Source organism: Prevotella pectinovora, assembly GCF_041323955.1.
GTDB classification, from domain to species: Bacteria; Bacteroidota; Bacteroidia; order Bacteroidales; family Bacteroidaceae; genus Prevotella; species Prevotella pectinovora.
Map to the genome: position 1 here is coordinate 1,463,642 of NZ_JBGLIV010000001.1, position 22,112 is coordinate 1,485,753.

A 22,112-nucleotide genomic window follows, 5' to 3' on the forward strand; every position below is an offset into this window, starting at 1 on the left:
AGGAAATAACATGGACATGGACAAAAAGGCGAAGAAGAAGGACACTGCCCTTCGGGAACACATCAAAGCGCGCCTCACGAGGAAACCTAACCGGGTGATAAAACGGTCATTCATAGAGGCTGCGATGTGTAACCACAATATCGTGATATTGCTTATGGGAATGCTCGTGCTCCTGGGAATACTGGGACTCGCCACGATGCCGAAGCAGGAGATGCCGCAGTTCACGGTACGCCAAGGTGCATGCGTAGCAGTATATCCGGGTGCCACATCGGCAGAGGTGGAAGAACGGGTGGCGAAACCTCTGGAGAATTTCATCTTCGGATATAAAGAGGTGAACAAAAAGAAGACATACACACAGAGCAAAGACGGCATGCTGATTGCATTCATGGAACTGAACGACTATGTGGAAGACAAAGATGCTTTCTGGAGCAAGTTCAAACATGGACTGCAGGCATTCAAGTCTTCACTGCCTTCGGGAGTAATCGCATTGCAGGCGGTAGACGATATTGCCGAGACATCGGCTTTGCTCATAACGATTGAAAGCAAACAGAAGACTTACCGGGAACTAAACACCTATATAGACAACCTGAAAGACAGGCTCCGACGCATCGACGCCATATCCAACCTCCGGACATACGGTTTGCAGAACGAACAGATAAGCATTTATCTGGACCAGAACAAGCTGTCGAAATATGGCATCGGACCCTTCAAGATACTCAACGAACTGGCGCTTCAGGGATTCACCACCATTAGCGGAAGTCTGGACATGGGCAATCTAACTCTGCCTATCCATATCACCGACTCCTACAACAACGAGCGTGATGTGGCGGAACAGATTGTATATTCCGACCCGAAAGGCAACATCGTGAGGCTCAAAGACATTGCACGCATAACGAGGGAATACCCGAAACAGGAGAAATACATCAAGAGCAATGGCAACAAATGTGTGCTCCTGTCTATCGAGATGCGACCAGGAAACGACATTGTGAAGATGGGAAATGATGTCCACAAGGCATTGGACGAGTTTGAGGAGACCTTGCCAAAGGATGTGCATATCGCCACCATCACCGACCAAAGCAAAGTGGTGAACGAATCGGTGATGAACTTTCTGCAGGAACTGCTCATCTCGGTCATTTCGGTCATCATTGTGGTCATCCTGCTGATGCCAAGACGCGTGGCTGAGGTTTCTGCCCTCAGCATTCCTATCACCATATTCTCGTCGGTCGGCATTTTCTATCTCTTCGGCATGGAACTGAACACTGTGACACTGGCAGCACTCATAGTGACATTGGGAATGGTAGTAGACGACTCCGTAGTGATTATTGACAACTACATGGAAAAACTGGGACACGGCATGTCTCGATGGCATGCTGCCATAGCAGCCCCGAGAGAATTCTTCATGTCGGTGCTATCTGCCACACTGAGCATCTCACTGACCTTTTTCCCGTTTCTGTTCACCATGCACGGTGATATGGGCGATTTCGTGCAGTCGTTCCCATGGGCGATGTTCATCATCTTGAGCATTTCGCTGACAGTATCACTGCTGCTTACTCCTTATCTGCAATATATCGTGATACACCAAGGCATATCCAGCACACCGAAACCTAACGCAAAGAAGAAACCTCTTGACTATCTGCAGACGGGATATACGTGGTTGTTAGACCGCTGTTTTGCCTTTCCACGCACCACGCTTGTCATAGGAGCCGCTCTGGTTGCCACTGGAGCCATGATATTCGTGAAACTGCCACAGCGAATGATGCCTATCGCAGAGCGCAACCAGTTTGCCGTTGAATTCTATCTTCCCAACGGTACGACAGCTGAAAAGACATCCATTATAGCCGACTCCATGGCTAATATTCTGAAACGAGACCCTAAAGTGACTGCCGTAACGATGTTTATCGGACAAGGATCGCCACGTTTTCACACTACATACGCTCCACAGATTGGCGGACCAAACTTCGCACAGTTTATTGTAAATACCGTGAGCAATGATGCTACGGAGGAGGTGCTCAACAAGTATGCCGACCATTATTCCAACTATTTCCCGAATTGCTATATCCGCTTCAAGCAGATGGACTATAATTCTGCTTCTTATCCCATCGAGATAAGAGTGAGCGGCGACAGTATCAGCGACCTGAAAAAGGCTGCCAAACAGATTGCCGCCTGCATGCATGAGGTGGAGGGAATAAACCTGATACGAACAAATTACGAGGAACCGCAGCCTGGAATAAGGGTTACACCGGATGCTACAGAGGCAAACAGACTGGGTGTGAACAAGACTATCCTCTCTGCTGACCTGGCAATTCATTTCGGCAGCGGTTTACCGATGTCTACTCTCTGGGAAGGCGATTACCCGGTGAAAATGGTACTGAAATCGAAAAACGACAGTGATTTGGCAAATGAATACATCCCCGTAATGGGTGGAACAGCCAGCGTACCGCTACGGCAGTTGGCAAAGATTTCACCTGACTGGCATGACGGCAGCATAATACGCCGTAATGGTGTCCGCACAATATCTATCGTGGGCGAACCATTACGAGGATATAACGCCAACAAGCTGTCTGAAGAGCTAAAGACAAAGGTTGCCGGACTCTCACTCGACCCGGATCTCACATGGGAAGTAGGAGGTATGTCGGAAAAAGATGCTGAAACCATGCCGCAAGTGATATCAGGAGTGATGGTTGCGATACTGGTGATATTCTTCATTCTCCTCTTCCATTTCAAACGCATCAGTCTGGCATTGGTAAATCTCTCTTCAATGTCGCTCTGCATCTTCGGAGCAGCCATAGGACTCTTCATCACGGGATATGACGTCAGCCTGACATGTGTATTGGGTGTTGTCAGTCTGATGGGAATACTTGTGCGCAACGGTATCATCATGCTCGACTATGCCGAGGAACTCCGACGCGACAAGGGACTGTCAATACGCGATGCCGCCTTCCAAGCCGGCGAGCGACGCATGCGCCCTATCTTCCTCACATCAGCAGCAGCCTCAGTGGGCGTATTGCCGATGATGTTGGAAAACAACACGTTATGGTCGCCAATGGGTGCTGTGATATTCTTCGGCACACTAATCTCGATGGTTCTCATAGCCACAATCCTGCCTGTGCTATACTGGCTCGTGTTTGACAAGCACGGAAAGTATAGCTTAAGGAAGAAGAAAACAAATATTCTATAGCAACCAAACAAGCAGTATTACTTGACGAAAAGCCAAGCAAACTCAAAATACTACAAAATGAGGGTATGCCAAATACGACATACCCCCATTTTGTTATATAAGAAGTTGAAATATTACTGCTTCTGCATGATGTCTCCACCAATCTTGATAGCCTCCATGTTCAGAGGAATCAACTTGTGGTGACGCTCAGGAAGAGTCTTGAATAGAGCCTTCTCAACACCATTCTCACTAACCACAGGAGAAACCTTGAGCATACCACCAAGTACGATCATATTAAACACCTTGGTATTCTTGAGCTCTGCAGCCTTGTCCATAGCATCGATGCGATAGATGTCAATGTCGGTGCGGGTTGGGGGGGTGATGATACCATTTCCCTCGTAGATGAGGATACCACCTGGCTTAACGCGAGACTCGAACTTGTCGAGTGATGGCTGGTTGAGTACAATAGCAATGTCAAACTTGCTGAGCACTGGTGATGAAATACGCTCATCGCTTACGATTACAGTAACGTTGGCAGTACCACCACGCTGCTCTGGTCCGTAAGCTGGCATCCATGTTACTTCCTTGTCTTCCATAAGTCCAGAGTAAGCTAAGATCTTACCCATGGAAAGAACACCCTGACCACCAAATCCTGATATGATTATTTCTTTTTTCATTCGTCTATAGTATTTTTAAGGTCTCCTTTCGGATAGAATTCGAACATTTTCTCACGCAACCACTCGTTTGCCTTTACAGGAGAGAGTTTCCAACCACTGTTACATGTACTTGTAATCTCTACGAGGCTTGAGCCCTTGCCCTGCATAGAAGCCTCGAAAGCCTTGCGGATAGCCTTCTTTGCTGAACGGATAGCTGCTACTGTGTCAACGCTCTGGCGTGTAACATAGCATGTACCCTGAAGTGTGGCAGCGATTTCTGTCATCTTCAATGGGTATCCGTGAAGCTCCGGTGTACGGCCATAAGGACAAGTTACAGTCTTCTGTCCGAGCAATGTAGTAGGAGCCATCTGACCACCAGTCATACCATAAATGGCATTGTTGATGAAGATGATAGTGATGTTCTCACCACGGTTCAGTGCGTGGATTGTCTCAGCTGTACCAATACAAGCCAAGTCACCATCACCCTGATATGTGAACACGAGACGGTCTGGCCAGCAACGCTTGATACCAGTAGCAACTGCAGGAGCACGTCCGTGAGCAGCCTCAGACCAGTCGATGTCAATATAACGATATGCGAATACAGAGCAACCTACCGGGCTTACACCTACAGCCTTGTCCTGCATGCCCATCTCTTCGATAACCTCTGCAACGAGCTTATGAACAACTCCATGAGAGCAACCTGGGCAGTAGTGCATAGGAGTGTCGTTCATCAACGACGGTTTTTCATATACCAGATTCTCTGGTGCAATTATATCTTCTTTCATGCTGTTTCAAAATTAAAGATTAGCCATTAAATCTTCCGCTCTTGATATTCTCTTTCAGAGAGTTTACAATCTCCTCTGGATCTGGAACGATACCACCAAGACGGCCGAAATGCTCTACTGGCACAGTGCCGTGGGTAGCGAGACGTACATCCTCTACCATCTGGCCGGCGTTGATCTCAACAGAGAGAACACCCTTCTTGCCCTTAGCAAGAGCCTCAAGCTGCTTCTCCGGGAAAGGCCACAATGTGATAGGACGGAAGAGTCCGACCTTCAAGCCAGCCTCGCGAGCGAGCTCCATTGCCTTCTCTGAGATACGGGCTGCACTACCGAATGCAACAAACAGATAGTCAGCATCCTCACACTGTGAAGTCTCATATCTAACCTCATTCTCCTTTACCAGCTCATACTTCTTGAGAAGCTTCTGGTTACGGATTTCCATGACCTCTGGCTGCAACTCAAGAGAAGTGATGATGTTTGGCTTACGGTCTGGTGTGCGACCGAATGTAGCCCAAGGACATTCTTTCTTGATTTCCTCCTCGGTACGACGTGGCTTAACTGGTGGCAATACCACCTTCTCCATCATCTGACCGATAACACCGTCGCTAAGAATCATCGCTGGCATGCGATACTTGAATGCAAGTGTGAAAGCGAGATCCATGAAGTCTGCCATCTCCTGAACTGAAGATGGAGCGAGAACGATAACATAATAGTCACCATTACCACCACCACGAGTAGACTGGAAATAGTCACTCTGTGAAGGCTGGATAGTTCCCAGACCAGGACCACCACGCTGCACGTTGATGAATACACCTGGAAGCTCAGCACCTGCCATATAAGAGATTCCCTCCTGCATAAGGGCTACACCAGGGCTTGATGAAGAAGTGAATACCTTCTTACCTGCACCTGCCGCTCCATAAACCATGTTGATGGATGCCACCTCACTCTCAGCCTGGAGAACTACCATACCAGTTGTCTCCCATGGCTTGAGCTCTGCAAGAGTCTCGATCACCTCACTCTGAGGTGTGATAGGATAACCGAAATAAGCATCACATCCGCAACGGATTGCTGCGTGAGCGATAGCCTCATTTCCTTTCATTAAAAGAATTTCTTTTTCTGCCATTGCTTAATCCTCCATACGTTTTTTGTAAACACTGATACATCCATCAGGACATACGATACCACACGACGCACAACCGATACAATCATCGGGGCGTACAGCCACGGCATAAGGATAACCGTTCACATTGACATGTTTGTCAGACAATGCGATGACATCCTTAGGACAAGCTACAACACACAGAGAGCAGCCTTTGCAGCGGTCTGTGTTAACTACAATTGATCCTTTGATTTTGCCCATGTCTTTTCTAAATTAAATTAAAGGGTAACAGTTAAGGACTACAGGAGATAACCCGTCTCCTCATGTCCATCGCCTTAAGCTTATAAAATCTTTTAGTCTAAATATTTCTTTCGTCAGTCACAAGAAAATGCACAAACCCACATCATGTTTATGGGTTGTACATATCCTTGTTGTAGAAGTTGAGGATGTCCATAACCATCCTCTTGGCCTCAACGGCAGCGCATTCTGCATCTAGAGCTATCGCTTCATTATAGCAGCGGATAGCCTCCTGCCAGTTTCCAGCACGCTGAAACTCCCTTCCTTCCATGTAAAATTCTTCTGCCGTCATGATATTGAATTATTTTGTTCTGTCTTATTATCATTTGTAATACTCCTTCTTACCTGCCGCCAAAGTGTTTTTCATGAGCGAGCAGATAGTCATCGGTCCTACTCCGCCAGGAACAGGAGTGATGAAAGAGCATTTTGGAGAGACCTCATCGAACTTCACGTCTCCATTAAGACGGAATCCGCTCTTGCGTGTAGCGTCCGGCACACGTGTGGTACCGACATCGATCACTACGGCACCCTCCTTCACCATATCAGCAGTAACGAAGTCCGGTCTGCCGATGGCTGCAATTATGATGTCAGCCTCGCGACATTCCTCCTTGAGAGTCTTGGAATGGCTGTGACATACAGTCACCGTGGAGTCACCATACTGCTTCTGCATCATCAACTGTGCCATAGGCTTGCCTACGATGTTGCTTCTGCCGAGAACAACACATTTCTTGCCAGACGTCTCAATATTATAACGCTGAAGCAATGTCAGTATGCCGAGCGGTGTGGCTGAGATGAAGCAAGGCAGACCTATCGCCATTCTACCCACATTGACTGGATGGAATCCGTCAACATCTTTTCTATAGTCGATAGCCTCGATTACCTTCTGCTCATCAATATGCTTGGGGAGCGGGAGCTGAACGATAAAACCGTCAACATCAGCATCGTCATTCAGTTTCTTCACTGTATCAAGGAGTTCCTCCTCGCTCACATTCTCTTCGAAACGTATCAGTGAACTTTTGAATCCGCAAGCTTCACAAGCGAGAACCTTGTTCTTTACATACGTCTCGCTACCGCCATCGTGACCCACGAGAATAGCGGCAAGATGAGGCTGTTTACCTCCCTTTGCCATTATATCTTTCACTTCAGCGGCAATCTCTTCCTTGATTTTCGCCGCTGTAGCCTTTCCGTCAATCAACTGCATATCTTGTTTATATGTAAGTTTTGTAATTTCTTAATTAAAACTCCTGCCTATCACATCTTAGGCATACCACCCGGCATTCCTGGCATTCCGCCCTTCATGTGCTTCATGGCGTTCATCATCTGTGTCATCTTCGAGCCAGTCACCATCTTCATCATCTTGCGAGTCTGGTCGAACTGCTTTATCAGACGGTTCACGTCCTGGATATTCGTACCGGATCCCTTGGCGATGCGCTGGCGGCGACTCGTATTCAGGAGTTCCGGATTAGTGCGCTCCTTTGGAGTCATACTGAGGATTATCGCCTCGATACCCTTGAAAGCATTGTCATCGATGTCCACATCCTTGATTGCTTTTCCCACACCCGGAATCATCGAAGCCAAGTCTTTCAGATTACCCATCTTCTTGATCTGCTGAATCTGTCCGAGGAAATCGTTGAAGTCGAACTTGTTTTTCTGAATCTTCTTCTGCAGACGTTTTGCCTCCTCTTCATCAAACTGCTCTTGAGCACGCTCAACCAAGCTGACGATATCTCCCATTCCGAGGATACGGTCAGCCATACGTGACGGATGGAAAACATCGATTGCCTCCATCTTCTCACCAGTTCCGACAAACTTGATAGGCTTTGTCACAACCGTTCTGATACTCAATGCCGCACCACCGCGTGTATCACCATCGAGCTTTGTCAGAACGACACCGTCAAAATCAAGACGGTCATTGAATGTCTTTGCCGTATTCACGGCATCCTGACCGGTCATGGAGTCAACAACGAAGAGTGTCTCGTCGGGATTGACGGCATTCTTCAGTCTTTCTATCTCGTCCATCATCTCTTCATCAACGGCGAGACGACCGGCGGTATCTATAATAACGACATCGTAGCTCTTTGCCTTAGCCTCCTTTATGGCATTGTTGGCAATCTCTACGACATTCTTGTTTCCATCTTCTGAATACACAGGAACACCGATCTGCTCTGCAACGACCTTGAGCTGCTGAATAGCGGCAGGACGATAAACGTCGCACGCCACGAGCAACGGATTCTTGTGTTGTTTCTTCTTGAGCATATTGGCAAGCTTTCCACTGAAAGTTGTCTTACCGGAACCTTGAAGACCAGACATCAGGATGATAGACGGTCTGCCCTGAAGCTTCAGCTCGGCAGCATCACCACCCATAAGTTCAGCAAGCTCGTCGTGAACGAGCTTCACCATAAGTTGTCCTGGTTTTACGGCAGTGAGCACATTCATACCCATCGCCTTCTTCTTTACGGTGTCAACAAAAGTCTTGGCAACCTTATAATTGACATCCGCTTCCGTCAATGCCCTACGTACATCTTTGAGCGTTTCTGCAACGTTAATCTCTGTAATCTTTCCCTCTCCTTTCAGTATCTTGAAGGAACGCTCAAGTCTGTCACTTAGATTCTCAAACATAAATTTCTATATAATATTTCGTTCTTCTTTTAATTTTCTTTTGCAAATATAAGAAATATGGTTTAGAAACAAAAGGAACTGAGGATGTATTTAAAATATTTTAAACACTTTGACTATAAAAAATGCTTTAGCAAAGGAAATCAGGCCTTGCCACATTTACAAAATTGCGATTAAACACGTGAAATCCACTAAAATGTAAACTACACACTACAAGTCAAATCACCTCATGCCTCCAAATCCCATATCCGGTTCTGAACCGAACATTCCACCATATGGATTTCTGTAGTCCCGTTGTCCCATAGAAACAGACACCTGAACGCTGAAACTCGGACTGAAATTATACTTCACGGCAGCGCCTATACGGTCACCGAGGTCGTCCATCGTACAAAAGCGATATGGGATTGGTTTGTTTACAAGGCTTTTTCTGCCATAGACATATGCCTCCCAGTGCTCATCAAATTTATATCCGAGAACTGCGCTGACACCGGCATCTGTAAACCTGTCGTGTGCCCAATATGCATTGCTCACCCATCCGCCAATGGCAAGAGTGAGCCGTTTGGTCAACGGCAGAGCATACATCATAGACAAATCCTGTGCGAAGCCTGCTCCCTTGGGGGCTCCTTTGCCAAAGGCTGCGAATACGGAAGCACCGAGATTCACGTTGAGACCTTTATGGAGAGTCCAGTTGTTGACCCCCCACCACCCATCATAAGGATAAGTCATGAGCGGCACTTGTCCTTTCATATTGAGAGTCGGCAAATTCAACGTATCCGCATTCTGTCTGCCTCTGTCGAGATATTCTGTGCGAGCGTATGGCTGCGGCCCTACCGATGGAGGGAGAATACAGTCTTTGTTCATCTCAAGACTTGCCAATGAATCTGCCTGCAAAACATCCTTAGGTTTCACCTGCTTCATATCATCAAGATTCTCCTGAGCCATTACTATCGAAGGCAAGGCAAGGATAGCGGAAAATATCAGAAACAATATTTTTTTCATACAGACAAAAGTAATCTATTATCGTCTTTCCACCAAATGACTAAAACTTTTTTCACCTTTATTATATATAAGTAGATGAACTGAAAGAAATTTGAAGTCAAGCCGGACGGCCACTCAAATCGCACAAGAGGAATCGCCCAAGAAGAGAATGCCTACCAGTTGACAAATACAAGTCAATGAGAAACTACAATATTTCCTGCGGAGTTTCCACAAATGTCGTAGCCCCATTCTCTATCAAGAATTCTTTGTCACGGAATCCCCACAAAACACTGATGCATGGAATGCCGACATTTTTTGCTGTGTTCACATCAACATCACTGTCACCTATATATACAGCTTCCTCTTTGTCTACACCAAGCAGACGGAAGGCTTCGAGCACGGTGTCCGGAGCTGGCTTCTTTCTTATATTCTCCCTCTCACCGATTGCTACCTTAACATATTCTCCAAAGAAATGCCGCACGAGTTCACCTGTGGCATCATAGAATTTATTGCTCACCACTGCAATATTCTTTCCTCTCTTTTTCAGTTCGCGAAGAAGATCCACGATACCCGGATATGGCTTTGTTGTGTCGAGTCCATGCTCCAAGTAATGTTTTTTGAATGTGGCATAAGCATCCTCGAACAATGGGTTGTCGAGTCCATCGGGAACAGCCCGCTCCATAAGTTTCTTCACTCCATTACCTACGAAGTTTCTCACTTCATCAACCGTATGCTGCGACATTCCATATTCTTTCAATGCGAAGTTAACACTTGCCGCCAAATCATTGATGGTATTTAGCAGCGTACCGTCCAAATCAAAAACGTAGGTCTTGTATTCTCTCATTTTAATAATGAATTAATGATTGCTATAATATATCTTTCCAGCTTTTAAAATATACCTGAACACGTACCGGCAAAGGTATGATTGCAGGATGCAAAAGTATTACAAATATATGAAACGACAAAGACAAGCATGATTATTATACGCTCCATAACAAGAATGAAACAAAAGTACGACATGATGGTTGGAATTACAAAATGAACTTTTTGGGCATTTGTCTGACAGCAATTCTGCCCATCCGGGACAAGCAGCGTACCACAGTTGGGAAAGCAGCGTGCCCATTTAATAACAAACCGACATTAGGATTAATGTGTGCACTAAATTAATTCCACCAACGAGTTAAACCAGCAATAATCTACCAAGAAAAAGGTATTTTAGACTAATTATGCACGTTTTTGTTTACTAAATGCCTGTTATCCGACAAAAAACTTGTAACTTTGCAGCGCTTAATTATAAACAAACATATAGATAAAAATGAAAGCATTTGTATTTCCCGGACAGGGAGCACAGTTCGTAGGTATGGGCAAGGACCTCTACGAAAACAATCCATTGGCAAAAGAACTTTTCGATAAGGCTAACGAGATTCTCGGTTATAGCATCACCGACATCATGTTCAACGGAACAGACGAGGAACTGAAGCAGACCAAGGTTACTCAGCCTGCAGTATTCCTCCACAGCGTAATCAGCGCACTCTGCATGGGCGACGCTTTCCAGCCATCAATGGTTGCAGGTCACTCTCTCGGAGAGTTTTCTGCTCTCGTAGCAGCTGGAGCGCTGAGCTTCGAAGATGGTCTGAAACTTGTTTACGCCCGTGCCATGGCTATGCAGAAGGCATGTGAGGCAGCTCCATCGACAATGGCAGCAATCGTAGGTCTGGCCGATGACAAGATCGAAGAAATCTGTGCTGAAGTAAGCAAGCCTGGTTGCGTGGTAGTGCCTGCAAACTACAACTGCCCAGGCCAGCTCGTTATCTCAGGAAACATCGAGGCTATCAACGAGGCATGCGAGAAACTGAAGGCAGCCGGAGCAAAGCGTGCCCTGCCGCTGAAGGTGGGTGGTGCTTTCCACTCTCCACTCATGCAGCCAGCCAAGGATGAGCTTGAAGCAGCTATCGAGAAGACCGAAATCCACGCTCCTAAGTGTCCGGTATACCAGAACGTTGACGGCAAGCCTCATACTGACCCTACCGACATCAAGAAGAACCTCATCGCACAGCTCACAAGCTCTGTACGCTGGACAGAGTGTGTAAAGAACATGATCGCTGACGGAGCAGACGACTTCACAGAATGTGGTCCTGGCAAAGCTCTTCAGGGTATGATCGGCCGTATCGACAAGACTGTAGCCGCTCACGGAATACAGTAAGAACAACCTCTTAAACAGCATAAGGAGTCATAGGTTTTTCACCTATGGCTCTTTTTTGTACCTACTTCTGGCGATAATTTGAAAATAATATGTAAATTTGCATAAAACGGAAAACTTATGGAAAAAGCTATAATCTACCAAATCTTCACAAGACTGTTCGGAAACACGAATACAACAAGGAAACACAACGGTACGCTGACGGACAACGGATGCGGTAAACTCAACGCATTCACTCCAGCTGTGTTGCGCAGAATAAAGGAGCTTGGCGCCACACACGTATGGTATACAGGAGTGATACGACACGCCACAACAACAGACTATACCCGATACGGAATACCACGGCAACATCCGGCTGTGGTGAAAGGAAATGCGGGAAGCCCGTATGCCATAACCGATTACTACGACATCGACCCAGACCTGGCGACTAACGTAGAAAAGCGAATGAACGAATTCGAATCTCTCGTAAAGCGCACACACAAAGCAGGTCTGAAGATGATAATAGACTTTGTGCCCAACCACGTGGCACGACAATACAAATCGACAGCAAAACCAAAAGGCATTGCCGACTTCGGTGAGAACGACAATACAGGAATGCAATTCTCTCCGCAAAACAATTTCTACTACTGCCCGGAACAGAGTTTTGCAGCCGACATCGATCTCTATCATGGTGAAGAACTACCATACGAGGAATTCCCAGCCAAAGCCACAGGCAACGACTGCTTCGGAAACAGACCGGGCAGGAACGACTGGTATGAGACGGTGAAGCTGAACTACGGCGTGGACTACTGCGATGCCGGCGGAGTATCCACACACTTCTCCCCCACTCCAGACACTTGGAAGAAGATGCTCGACATACTGCTATTCTGGGCAGGAAAAGGAGTAGACGCATTCAGATGCGACATGGCAGAAATGGTGCCGTCAGCTTTCTGGCAATGGGTCACGACGGAAGTGAGGAAAAAACATCACAACGTGAAATTCATTGGCGAGGTATACAATCCCGGCAGATACAGAGAATATATAAATGCCGGTTTTGACTATCTATACGACAAGGTGGGAATGTATGACAGCTTGCGTGACGTGGTATGCGGCCACAGGAGCGCCACTGATATCACGAGACAGTGGCAAACGAATGACGACATCGCTGACCACATGCTCTATTTTCTGGAAAACCATGACGAGCAGCGAATAGCAAGCGACTTCTTTGCCGGAGACGCCAGGAAAGGCATACCGGCTCTCATGACAAGCGCACTTATGAGAACCAACCCATTCATGCTTTATGCCGGACAGGAATATGGAGAGAGAGGAATGGACGAAGAGGGATTCAGCGGAAGAGACGGAAGAACGACAATATTCGACTACTGGTCTGTCGACTCGCTGATACACGGATATTCAAGCAGAAGACAACTGACAAAAGAGGAAAAATCAATCGAAGCCACATACAAGAAGGTGCTAAACATTGCGACCAGCGAGAATGCCGTAACAGAAGGCAAGTTCTTCGACCTCATGTATGTAAACCCAACATCTGCAGACTTCAATGCAGACAGGCAATACGTTTTCTTAAGAAGCAACGAAGACGATTTGATGATAGTACTTGCCAACTTCAGCGACGAGAGCAGCGACTGCAAGGTAAACATTCCGCAACACGCATTCAACTATCTCAACCTGAAGAAAGGAATAATGGAAGGAACCGACCTGCTGAACGGAGAGAAAATCACCATCACCCTTTCTGACACCGACCCTCTGAATCTTTCAGTGGAGGCATGGAGCGGCAGAGTGATAAAGATATCAAAATGAATCAAACAATAATAATCTATGGACTACGAACTGAATACACACAACAAAGAGGAGTTTCCGCCGGCTCATACCGCCGAACATCTTCTCAACCAGACGATGATGAGGATGTTCGGATGTGAACGATCACGAAACGCTCATATAGAGCGAAAGAAAAGCAAAATCAGTTATATCCTTGACCACAAGCCCGACCGCAACGAGGAAAAGGAAATAGAACGCAGGATGAACGAGCTGATAGCCGAAGACCTGCCAGTGACTTTCGAATATGTGGACAGAGACCATGTTCCCGACAATGTACAGCTTGACAGACTGCCCGACGACGCATCGGAAACCCTGCGTATCGTGCGCATCGGCGACTACGACGCATGTCCTTGTATCGGAAAGCATGTGCGTTCTACTGCACAAATAGGAAAGTTCGTGCTGCTCGGCACCAACTGGGACGAGATGAAGCATTCGTTCAGAGTAAGATTCAAGATTGTGGCGGAATAAGGATTGGCGGGACAACTGCAAAGGATGCAACCAAACAGCATCATTCTCCCAACCAGTTCCCGATGATTCTCTTTCCATCCGGTGTCAACACACTCTCTGGATGGAATTGTATTCCATGCACTGCATAATGACGGTGACGGAAGGACATTATCTTTCCGTCATCGCTCACAGATGTAATCTCAAGACACTCAGGAAAGCCTTCTCTGCTGACCACCCAACTATGATAACGTCCCACCTCGATACGTCTTGGCAGGCCATCAAACAGACTATCATCTGCTATAATATCACATGGCGTAGCCACACCATGATAGACATGCGACAGATTCTCAATCTTTGCTCCAAAGACTTCGGCTATAGCCTGGTGGCCCAGACAAATTCCCAGGATTGGCAACCTGCCGGCATATTCTCTTATCACATCAAGAAGAAGCCCTGCCTCTGACGGTATGCCGGGACCGGGACTGAGCAAAAGCTTGTCGTATTCCGCCAGACTGTGGAGTTCGAAACAGTCATTGCGCAACACGTCAACATCAACACCGATGGCCTTCACGAGATGTGCAAGGTTATATGTAAAGCTGTCGTAATTGTCAATTATAGCGATTCTCATATTCTCCCTGATTTTTGTCTTCAAATCATTTTCTCAATAAGGAGATGAAATCTTTAAGTTTTGAGGTATCTTTGATGCCAGGCTTCGTCTCAAATCCTTCGTTCAGGTCTACACCTGCAAAACAAGGATTGGAAACAGCCTTTATGCCGTCCAAATCCTCCGTCACTATTCCTCCTACAAGGAATGGCAAACCACCATCGTATTCATCAAGCAACTCAAAGTCGGAATGCGACCTTACCCCCTCCGTATCATCGTTTTTCATATTGAAGACCAACATGTCGGCATGAGCTGAATATTGTCTGCTTGATTTCAAATCATCTATATTCGCCACATTCAGTGTCTTGAAAATTCTGACACCTTTGCAAATATCAGGATCAAGAGTCCGGCGAAGGTTGTCTATCATTACTGGCGACTCGCTGCCTTGAAGTTGAACACAATCGAGCTTGTAATTATATACAGCAGTGACGATGTTCTGCGGCATGTCGTCGGCAAAGACTCCCACACGCCGTGGTGAATTGTTTTCGGCGATGAGTCTCCTGTCTGCATAATCGGGAATAATGGCAGCCAAAGACGCTATCATGCCGACATGACGCGGATCATCTTTACAGAAATTAAATCCCATCATGTCGATGCCCAGTTTCCCCACATCGCGAATATTCTCCGGATCGCGCATTCCGCATACTTTTATCATCATAAGCTGGTGATTAAAAAAAAAGAATTATCCTATAGAAGCTGTCTGAATGCGAGTTGACGACAAACAGCCCACATGTCATTTTTCCATTCCTTTCATGGAAACGGCAGACAAAGGTAATGTTTTATTTTCAATCTCCATTCTTTTCCATCAAATTACTGTGAGGTAAACAGGAAAAAATTCACTCAAAAAACACGAAAAGCCCGCTTATAGAAAGCTTATTTACGAGAAATACATTAAATTTGCAAAAATTGGGATTATCACTGCGGATACGACAACAATGACTTACAATAATAAATAAAAAAAAATCAAGATGAAAAAGATTGCACTTATCACAGGAGCCACAAGCGGCATTGGAGAAGCCTGTGCAAGAAAGTTTGCCGAAGGCGGTTATGACTTGATTCTCACGGCACGCCGCGAGGAGAAACTGGCTGAAATCAAAGCCGAACTGGAAGCCAGGGGCACGGAGGTGAAGACCTTGGCATTCGATGTACGCGATACGGCTGCTGCAAAAAAGGCGATAGACTCGCTCGATGAGGAATGGAAGAAAATCAACGTGCTGATAAACAATGCCGGACTCGCCCTTGGCCTCGACAAGGAATATGAAGCCAAGCCAGAAGAATGGGACGCGATGATCGACACCAACGTGAAGGGACTGCTCACGATGACGCGCCTTGTGGTGCCGGGTATGGTGGAACGCAACGAGGGCAACGTGATAAACATCGGTAGCGTGGCAGGCGATGCCGCCTACGCCGGAGGAAACGTATACTGTGCCACAAAGGCAGCCGTGAAGGCTCTGTCTGACGGACTGCGTATCGACGTAGCCGACACTGCTGTGCGAGTGACGAACCTCAAGCCGGGACTCGTGGAAACGAACTTCAGCAAGGTGCGCTTCCATGGCGACAACGAGCGTGCCGACAATGTATACAAGGGAATCAAACCGCTCACTGGTGCCGACATCGCCGATGTAGCCTTCTATGCAGCATCGGCTCCGAAGCACGTGCAGATTGCCGAAGTGCTCATACTTGCCACACACCAGGCAAGCGGAAGCGTAGTGCACAGGGAAAAATAACAAATCCCTATCCTATCATCAGGGAAAAGTCTGGACAAATAAGAACCAATGGTCAAGGGGCAAGAATCACCTGACAGATTCTTGCCCCTATTATTTTCAATTTCAAATCTCTTACAATTCGTTCTTATGCAGCACTGCATGCAGTTTTGCGCTCTGACAATGAATGTCGATATGGCGCTGGAGCTTCTCGTAGATGCTGTTTACCTCTGTGTAATAATCCAAAGCATTGATTTCTCCATGCTGGAGAGCTTTGGAGAATAGTACTATAGACTCCTGCATCATCTTGACATCACTATGGTCAAGCACCTGCTGCAAGCCGACAAGCTGTTGATAGCCAGACTGCAACTGCGATTCAGCATCCTTACGTGCCTGCTCCACTTGCAGCTCTGCACTCTGCCGTCGCTCCCGGGCTGCCTTGATTCTCTTGCTGTTGCTATAGAGCGGAAAGCTGACTCCTACCATAAGGCCGTTCACACCTTCTTTCTGCTCCGTGTTGCGACGATAGCCAAAAGAGATGTTAGGCAACCACCCTCTTTTCTGCATTTTCACATTCATATCAGCAGATTTCAGCATCGTCTCAGCCATTTGTATATCGGCATCGCTGGCAAGATAAAGAGCCTTGTAGTACTCAAAGTCCTTTATCGGCTGGAATTCAGGAAACTTCTCACTGTCAATTGTCACGGGCTTTCCGCCATTCAGCTGTTGCAGCTGCTGTAGCAGGAGCATCCGTTCGTTCTGCGCCTCGCTTACCATGGTCTGCACCTCCATGCAGTCGAGCTTCACCTTGTTTACCTCAAGGATATTTGCATCTCCTGCCGCCATACGTTTGTCGTACATCTGATGCAGGGTTTCGCTGTTCTTCAGACGCTGGTCGAGCATTGCCAGGGTCTTGTTCAAACGTATCACGTCGATACACAACTGTTCTGCTTCGAGCAGTATGTCGCGACGGTTCTTTTCATACATCTTGCCTCCCACCGACTTCTGCATCTTCGCCTGTTTGTTGCGGTCGGCATACTTGGTAGGAAACTGTATCTCCTGGCTCACCACGAGTTCGCTCTCCGCCACACCCGAATATCCGCTTCTGAAGAACGGACTGTATTCCACCGACAGTCCGTCGAGGGAATTTTCAGCCTTTATGTCGAGTACGTCAGCCTCGTTATCGTGTTGCAGAGCTCTCAGAGTGAGATTATTCTGGGCTATCTGCTTCAGCACATCGTCAACGCTGTTGTCTGCCGAGGCTGTGAAAGCCATAAGTACGAAACTAACGGCGATTAGAAATCTTTTCATATATTACCGGAATTATAAATGCGTTAAGTAATGTTGAACTAATCAATCCTCCGAGAATTACCTTTGCCATAGGCGACTGTATCTCATTTCCCGGCAGGTCTCCACCAAGGGCGAGTGGCACGAGGGCAAGAGCCGAAGTGAGAGCCGTCATCAATATAGGATTCAATCGAGACAGCGAACCGTTCACTATAGCCTCCCTTACTGTAGCGCCTTCTTCTGTGCGCAGACGCTTGTATTCTGTCACGAGGAGCATTCCGTTTCGTGTGGCGATACCAAAGAGGGAGATGAATCCGATGATTGCCGGTATGCTCACTTCTCCTGTAGTAATCACCAGAGCAAATATACCTCCGATGAGTGCAAGAGGCAGATTCATAAGAATAACGCCTGCTTCCTTGGCATTGCGGAACTGCATGAAGAGCAGCAGGAAAATTATTGCAATGGCGATGGTACAAGTGAGATAAAGCACTCTGCTTGCACTCTCCTGGCTCTCAAACTGTCCACCGTATTCTATGCGATAGCCTTCTGGCAATTTCACCTCTTCGCCCACTGCTTTCTTGATATCAGCTACGACGTCGCTCAATGCCCTGCCGCTGGTGTTGGCAGATATTACTATCTTGCGCTGCACGTTCTCACGGTTGATGGTGTTCGGTCCGGCACTCGACACGATGTCTGCCACGTCAGACAACGGCACCTTGCGTCCGTCTGGCGCGTCTATGATGAGGTCGCTTATCTCATCGTAGTCGCCGCCTTTCACCACGAGGTTGAAGGCCCTGCCAGCCTCATACACCTGAGAAACAGTTTCACCGGCAAGGTTAACAGAGATGAACTCGTTGAATTCGGGCAACGTGATACCGTTGCGCAAGAGGAGTTCGCGGCGCGGAATGATTTTCAGTTCCGGACGCTCTATCTGCTGTTCCACATTCAGGTCGGCGATTCCGTCGATGTCCTTGCAAGCCTTCTTTATCTGATTGCCGATGGTGAACATCTTGTTGAGGTCTGTTCCAAAGAGTTTTATGGCGATGCTTGCCTGCGTACCTGAGAGCATGGCGTCGATACGATGGGATATCGGCTGGCCTATCTCTATGTTTGCGCCCGCCAATACGGAGAGGCGATGGCGCACATCATCGAGTACCTCCTCATGACTACGGCCGTCGAGCTTGAATGGTGCTTCTATCTCACTTACGTTCACACCGAGAGCATGCTCGTCAAGTTCTGCACGTCCTGTTTTCCTCGCCACGGTCTGAATCTCCGGCACCTGCAGCAGAAGCCTTTCCGCCCGCGCTCCTATGGAATCGCTCTCCTCCAGGGAAATGCCGGGTAGCGAGGATATGTTTATGGTGAATGATCCCTCATTGAATTTTGGCAGGAAACTGCTGCCAAGCGAGAGGAATATCACTAAAGCCAAGACAAGCAATGACGCAGAGGAAATTATGACGGTGCGGGTATGGTCGAGCACCCAGAGCAAAGCCTTACGGTAGTATTTCTTCAGCCACACCGCCACGAAAGCCTCCTTCGGCATCTCACCATTGCTTTTGTTCAGCATATAGCTGCAGAGCACCGGTGTGAGCGTGAGAGCTACGAGTGTGGAAGCGAACAAAGCCGTGACGAAAGCTATGCCAAGAGGAATGAGCATCCTGCCCTCCATACCGCTGAGGAAGAACAGCGGGGCAAAGCTGACGATAATGATAAGTGTGGAATTGAGAATCGGCATACGCACCTCACGTGAGGCGTTGTATACGAGTTCTATTATCGGTATGCGCTCTGCCTCCGGCAGTTCGCGGTTCTGCCGTATATGTTTATACACGTTCTCCACATCCACTATGGCATCATCCACAAGCGAACCGATGGCAATTGCCAAACCGCCAAGGGTCATGGTGTTTATGCTTATGCCAAGAACGTTAAGCACTATCATTGCCACGAGGAATGAAATTGGGATTGTGACAAGTGAAATCACCGTAGTACGGACATTGGCAAGAAATATCATCAGCACGATGACCACGAATATGGCTCCCTCGATGAGCGACTTCTGCACGTTGTCGATACTGCTGTCGATGAAATCTGCCTGACGGAAGATATCGGTTGAGATATGTACATCTGCCGGAAGGTTGGTCTTCAGTTCGTCGAGCGCATTGTTCAGTTGTTCGGTGAGTTTCAGCGTACTGGTATCCGGCTGTTTTGTCACAGTGAGCAATACTGCCGGACGTGCTTTCTCGCTTGCCACACCGAGTTTGGGCGACTGGTTGCCGACCTTGATGTCTGCGACATCGGCAAGTGTTATCACGCTCTCGCCGTTTTTCTTCACGATGCAGGCACCGATCTTGTCGATATCGTTGGTAGAGGTGATGCCGCGGATGATATATTCGTTGCCGTATTTATAGCGGACACCACCATTGGTGTTGGTGTTCATGCCGCGTGTGCTGGCCATAACTTCGGAGAGCGACACACCGAAATGCTTCATCTTGCCGGGACTGATGAGTATCTGGTATTCTTTGATGTCACCTCCGTGCACGCTTACCTGTGCCACGCCACCCGTTGAGAGCAGCTGCGGACGGATTACCCAGTCGGCATAGGTGCGCAGATCCTGAAGCGACGCCTTGTCGCTGGTAAGACTCACGATGAGCACCTCGCCAAGAATAGACGACTGCGGTCCGAGCACTGGCGCACTGACACCTTCTGGCATCTGTTCGCCAACGGCTGCGAGTTTCTCGCTGACTATCTGGCGTGCAAGATATATATCTGTGCCCCAGTCGAACTCTACCCAGACTACAGAGAAGCCATGGGTTGACTGCGACCTCACCCGGCGCACTCCGGTGCTGCCGTTCACTGCCGTTTCTATAGGAAAGGTGACGAGCTGTTCCACCTCCTCTGCTGCCATACCTCCCGCTTCTGTCATTATGACAACGGTTGGGGCATTGAGGTCGGGAAAGACGTCAACTTCGGTCTTGCTTGTAGAATACAGCCCTGCGATGACAAGCAGAACTGCCGCCACAAGAACGAGTATTCTGTTCTCAAGCGAGAACCTGATAATCTTGTTCAGCATAATTTATAATCTGTCTGTTACGTAGGATTTTCTTTAATGATTATGGTTGTGGGCAGGGATAGCGTTAGAGGCCGAAGCGAGCTTCACCTGTATGGCTCCCTTGGTCACCACCCTGTCGCCTTTCTTCAGTCCGCTGAGGATTTCCACCCTGTCGCCATCGTTCTCGCCGAGTGTCACCTCCTGCTTGCGATATCCCTCCTTGTCCACCTGGATATAGATGTAATGCACGCCCTGCTCTTCCGTTATGGCAGTGAGCGGCAGGGTCATCACGTTAGGTCGGTCTTGGGTGATGAGGAATATTTCAGCGTAGGAACCCTGAACAACATCGCCTGTATTGTTGAATTCGAATATGACTGGAATGTAGGAGTTGTTTACCTCTGCCGAACGTCCATACGACTGTATGTGTCCGCCCATATCAGTGATGTCATAAAGGCGGTCACTGTAGCTGGTACGGAATTTCGCACACTTTATCTTGTTCAGTTCCTTGAACTCGCGCTCTGGGATTTCTGCGCGGAGATAGAGGTGCTGGTTCTGGGTTATAATGGCAAGCGGCTGGCCAGCCTCAACATAGTCGCCGCCGTTTACCAGACACTGTTTGATGAAGCCTCCGCGAGGTGCGGTGACTACTACGCCGCCAGCACTGCGTGTTTTCTGCATGCTTGTATATGTCAGTTTTGCAGCCTCATATTCTGCCTTCGCCACAGCGAGGTCTTTATCGCTTATTATCTTATCTTTTATAAGGATTCGCGCACGGGTGTAGTCACGCTCTGCACGCTCGTAGTCGATACGTGCACGCTGCACGGGATCGCCGTCGGCAACCTGCATTCCTGCTGACGTGATTGAGAACAAGGCCGCACCATTGGCTACCTTCAATCCTTCACTCACATGATTCTTGTTTGCCACACGGCCACTGATTGTGGCAACGACAGTGGTCTCGTCGCACGATGCAGACAACACTTTACCGCTGGTATGGATAACGCCATGAAAGGTTCCAGGCATAATTGTTTCAACCTGCACTCCGGCAGCTTTTGCCTTTTCTGGAGTCAGCAAAATCACGTCACCATCGTGGTCATGGTCATGGGCGTCTTCGCCGGCATGCTGCTCCGTCTCTTCTTCATGGTCATGATCGTGGTTTTTGCTGCCACAGGCAGCCATACCAAGAGCGAGAATGAACAGCGATAAACAGTAAAAGCTTTTCTTCAGCATAATTCTTGATTCTTTATTTTTTTCGGTTTTCATTTATTTGGATGCAAATATACCACAACAGTATTGCAACCCGATTGCAAAAGCGGATTTCCAAAGATGAATGATAAACTGAAGTATAGCTCCCCATCTGACAATAAACCTCAA

The 22,112-nt window shown here is 47.7% G+C and carries 19 protein-coding genes; 5 read left to right on the forward strand and 14 right to left on the reverse strand.

Translation table 11 applies throughout. The features are described from left to right. The first annotated feature begins 10 nt into the window (after positions 1-10). Positions 11-3,178, forward strand: a complete 3,168-nt coding sequence (locus ACDC99_RS05810; protein ID WP_370756155.1) for an efflux RND transporter permease subunit — start codon at positions 11-13, stop codon at positions 3,176-3,178. A gap of 113 nt (positions 3,179-3,291) precedes the next feature. On the opposite strand, the gene ACDC99_RS05815 is transcribed toward ACDC99_RS05810, so the two are convergent. The 9 genes from ACDC99_RS05815 to ACDC99_RS05855 all read right to left on the reverse strand — a co-directional run bounded on the left by ACDC99_RS05815 (position 3,292) and on the right by ACDC99_RS05855 (position 10,429). Further along, positions 3,292-3,834 carry a 2-oxoacid:acceptor oxidoreductase family protein gene (locus ACDC99_RS05815; RefSeq protein ID WP_042517200.1) on the reverse strand — a complete coding sequence of 181 codons (543 nt, stop codon included), beginning with the start codon at positions 3,832-3,834 and terminating at the stop codon, positions 3,292-3,294. Further along, entirely contained in the window at positions 3,831-4,598 is a 768-nt protein-coding gene (locus ACDC99_RS05820; protein WP_022316209.1) for a thiamine pyrophosphate-dependent enzyme, read from the reverse strand. Before ACDC99_RS05820 ends, ACDC99_RS05815 begins: the two co-directional genes overlap by 4 nt. Positions 4,599-4,617: 19 nt before the next feature. After that, positions 4,618-5,718: a 3-methyl-2-oxobutanoate dehydrogenase subunit VorB gene (locus tag ACDC99_RS05825; protein WP_042517202.1), complete on the reverse strand. Its 1,101-nt coding sequence runs from the start codon at positions 5,716-5,718 to the stop codon at positions 4,618-4,620. Positions 5,719-5,721: 3 nt separating this feature from the next. Beyond that, the gene (locus ACDC99_RS05830) at positions 5,722-5,955 is read right to left on the reverse strand and encodes a 4Fe-4S dicluster domain-containing protein (RefSeq protein WP_022316207.1); all 234 of its coding nucleotides are present in this window, start codon (positions 5,953-5,955) and stop codon (positions 5,722-5,724) included. Positions 5,956-6,103: 148 nt separating this feature from the next. Beyond that, on the reverse strand, positions 6,104-6,283 hold the full coding sequence (locus ACDC99_RS05835) for a tetratricopeptide repeat protein (RefSeq protein WP_022316206.1): 180 nt from the start codon (positions 6,281-6,283) through the stop codon (positions 6,104-6,106). A gap of 30 nt (positions 6,284-6,313) precedes the next feature. Further along, positions 6,314-7,192, reverse strand: coding sequence for a bifunctional methylenetetrahydrofolate dehydrogenase/methenyltetrahydrofolate cyclohydrolase FolD (folD, locus tag ACDC99_RS05840; protein ID WP_022316205.1), 879 nt, complete (start codon positions 7,190-7,192; stop codon positions 6,314-6,316). 50 nt (positions 7,193-7,242) lie between these two features. Next, positions 7,243-8,610: a signal recognition particle protein gene (gene ffh / locus ACDC99_RS05845; RefSeq protein ID WP_022316204.1), complete on the reverse strand. Its 1,368-nt coding sequence runs from the start codon at positions 8,608-8,610 to the stop codon at positions 7,243-7,245. 219 nt (positions 8,611-8,829) lie between these two features. Beyond that, positions 8,830-9,606, reverse strand: a complete 777-nt coding sequence (locus ACDC99_RS05850) for a hypothetical protein (protein ID WP_370756159.1) — start codon at positions 9,604-9,606, stop codon at positions 8,830-8,832. A gap of 184 nt (positions 9,607-9,790) precedes the next feature. Further along, positions 9,791-10,429, reverse strand: coding sequence for an HAD family hydrolase (locus ACDC99_RS05855; protein WP_022316202.1), 639 nt, complete (start codon positions 10,427-10,429; stop codon positions 9,791-9,793). Between the two features lie 471 nt (positions 10,430-10,900). Between ACDC99_RS05855 and fabD the strand changes: the two genes are divergently transcribed. The 3 genes from fabD (at position 10,901) to ACDC99_RS05870 (ending at position 14,068) form a co-directional block, all read left to right on the forward strand. After that, positions 10,901-11,788: an ACP S-malonyltransferase gene (gene fabD, locus ACDC99_RS05860; RefSeq protein ID WP_022316201.1), complete on the forward strand. Its 888-nt coding sequence runs from the start codon at positions 10,901-10,903 to the stop codon at positions 11,786-11,788. Between the two features lie 117 nt (positions 11,789-11,905). After that, positions 11,906-13,582 carry an alpha-amylase family protein gene (locus ACDC99_RS05865; RefSeq protein WP_370756161.1) on the forward strand — a complete coding sequence of 559 codons (1,677 nt, stop codon included), beginning with the start codon at positions 11,906-11,908 and terminating at the stop codon, positions 13,580-13,582. Between the two features lie 18 nt (positions 13,583-13,600). Beyond that, positions 13,601-14,068 carry an alanyl-tRNA editing protein gene (locus tag ACDC99_RS05870; RefSeq protein ID WP_370756163.1) on the forward strand — a complete coding sequence of 156 codons (468 nt, stop codon included), beginning with the start codon at positions 13,601-13,603 and terminating at the stop codon, positions 14,066-14,068. A 40-nt stretch (positions 14,069-14,108) separates the two neighbouring features. Here the strand turns inward: ACDC99_RS05870 and ACDC99_RS05875 are convergent, their stop codons facing one another. Beyond that, on the reverse strand, positions 14,109-14,672 hold the full coding sequence (locus tag ACDC99_RS05875) for an anthranilate synthase component II (protein ID WP_042517242.1): 564 nt from the start codon (positions 14,670-14,672) through the stop codon (positions 14,109-14,111). Positions 14,673-14,697: 25 nt separating this feature from the next. Then, on the reverse strand, positions 14,698-15,366 hold the full coding sequence (locus ACDC99_RS05880; RefSeq protein ID WP_370756165.1) for a phosphoribosylanthranilate isomerase: 669 nt from the start codon (positions 15,364-15,366) through the stop codon (positions 14,698-14,700). A gap of 310 nt (positions 15,367-15,676) precedes the next feature. Here ACDC99_RS05880 and ACDC99_RS05885 point away from each other — a divergent pair, with 310 nt between their 5' ends. Next, a complete protein-coding gene (locus ACDC99_RS05885; protein WP_287072419.1) occupies positions 15,677-16,435 on the forward strand; it encodes an SDR family NAD(P)-dependent oxidoreductase in 759 nt (252 codons plus the stop codon). Between the two features lie 111 nt (positions 16,436-16,546). On the opposite strand, the gene ACDC99_RS05890 is transcribed toward ACDC99_RS05885, so the two are convergent. From ACDC99_RS05890 to ACDC99_RS05900, 3 genes are read right to left on the reverse strand one after another with little or no spacing between them, the layout of a single operon-like run. Further along, positions 16,547-17,722 (reverse strand): TolC family protein, encoded by a 1,176-nt coding sequence (locus ACDC99_RS05890; RefSeq protein WP_370756167.1) that lies wholly within the window; start codon positions 17,720-17,722, stop codon positions 16,547-16,549. Continuing rightward, positions 17,697-20,762, reverse strand: a complete 3,066-nt coding sequence (locus ACDC99_RS05895) for an efflux RND transporter permease subunit (RefSeq protein WP_370756169.1) — start codon at positions 20,760-20,762, stop codon at positions 17,697-17,699. The genes ACDC99_RS05890 and ACDC99_RS05895 overlap by 26 nt, the downstream gene beginning before the upstream one ends. Positions 20,763-20,795: 33 nt before the next feature. Further along, positions 20,796-21,965, reverse strand: a complete 1,170-nt coding sequence (locus ACDC99_RS05900; protein ID WP_082027861.1) for an efflux RND transporter periplasmic adaptor subunit — start codon at positions 21,963-21,965, stop codon at positions 20,796-20,798. Between the last annotated feature and the right edge of the window lie 147 nt (positions 21,966-22,112).

Bases quoted from the DNA above. Each gene is read 5' to 3' on its own strand.
- ACDC99_RS05810 (WP_370756155.1), top strand. From the start codon at position 11: ATGGACATGGACAAAAAGGCGAAGAAGAAGGACACTGCCCTTCGGGAA.
- ACDC99_RS05815 (WP_042517200.1), bottom strand. From the start codon at position 3,834: ATGAAAAAAGAAATAATCATATCAGGATTTGGTGGTCAGGGTGTTCTT.
- ACDC99_RS05820 (WP_022316209.1), bottom strand. From the start codon at position 4,598: ATGAAAGAAGATATAATTGCACCAGAGAATCTGGTATATGAAAAACCG.
- ACDC99_RS05825 (WP_042517202.1), bottom strand. From the start codon at position 5,718: ATGGCAGAAAAAGAAATTCTTTTAATGAAAGGAAATGAGGCTATCGCT.
- ACDC99_RS05830 (WP_022316207.1), bottom strand. From the start codon at position 5,955: ATGGGCAAAATCAAAGGATCAATTGTAGTTAACACAGACCGCTGCAAA.
- ACDC99_RS05835 (WP_022316206.1), bottom strand. From the start codon at position 6,283: ATGACGGCAGAAGAATTTTACATGGAAGGAAGGGAGTTTCAGCGTGCT.
- folD (WP_022316205.1), bottom strand. From the start codon at position 7,192: ATGCAGTTGATTGACGGAAAGGCTACAGCGGCGAAAATCAAGGAAGAG.
- ffh (WP_022316204.1), bottom strand. From the start codon at position 8,610: ATGTTTGAGAATCTAAGTGACAGACTTGAGCGTTCCTTCAAGATACTG.
- ACDC99_RS05850 (WP_370756159.1), bottom strand. From the start codon at position 9,606: ATGAAAAAAATATTGTTTCTGATATTTTCCGCTATCCTTGCCTTGCCT.
- ACDC99_RS05855 (WP_022316202.1), bottom strand. From the start codon at position 10,429: ATGAGAGAATACAAGACCTACGTTTTTGATTTGGACGGTACGCTGCTA.
- fabD (WP_022316201.1), top strand. From the start codon at position 10,901: ATGAAAGCATTTGTATTTCCCGGACAGGGAGCACAGTTCGTAGGTATG.
- ACDC99_RS05865 (WP_370756161.1), top strand. From the start codon at position 11,906: ATGGAAAAAGCTATAATCTACCAAATCTTCACAAGACTGTTCGGAAAC.
- ACDC99_RS05870 (WP_370756163.1), top strand. From the start codon at position 13,601: ATGGACTACGAACTGAATACACACAACAAAGAGGAGTTTCCGCCGGCT.
- ACDC99_RS05875 (WP_042517242.1), bottom strand. From the start codon at position 14,672: ATGAGAATCGCTATAATTGACAATTACGACAGCTTTACATATAACCTT.
- ACDC99_RS05880 (WP_370756165.1), bottom strand. From the start codon at position 15,366: ATGATGATAAAAGTATGCGGAATGCGCGATCCGGAGAATATTCGCGAT.
- ACDC99_RS05885 (WP_287072419.1), top strand. From the start codon at position 15,677: ATGAAAAAGATTGCACTTATCACAGGAGCCACAAGCGGCATTGGAGAA.
- ACDC99_RS05890 (WP_370756167.1), bottom strand. From the start codon at position 17,722: ATGAAAAGATTTCTAATCGCCGTTAGTTTCGTACTTATGGCTTTCACA.
- ACDC99_RS05895 (WP_370756169.1), bottom strand. From the start codon at position 20,762: ATGCTGAACAAGATTATCAGGTTCTCGCTTGAGAACAGAATACTCGTT.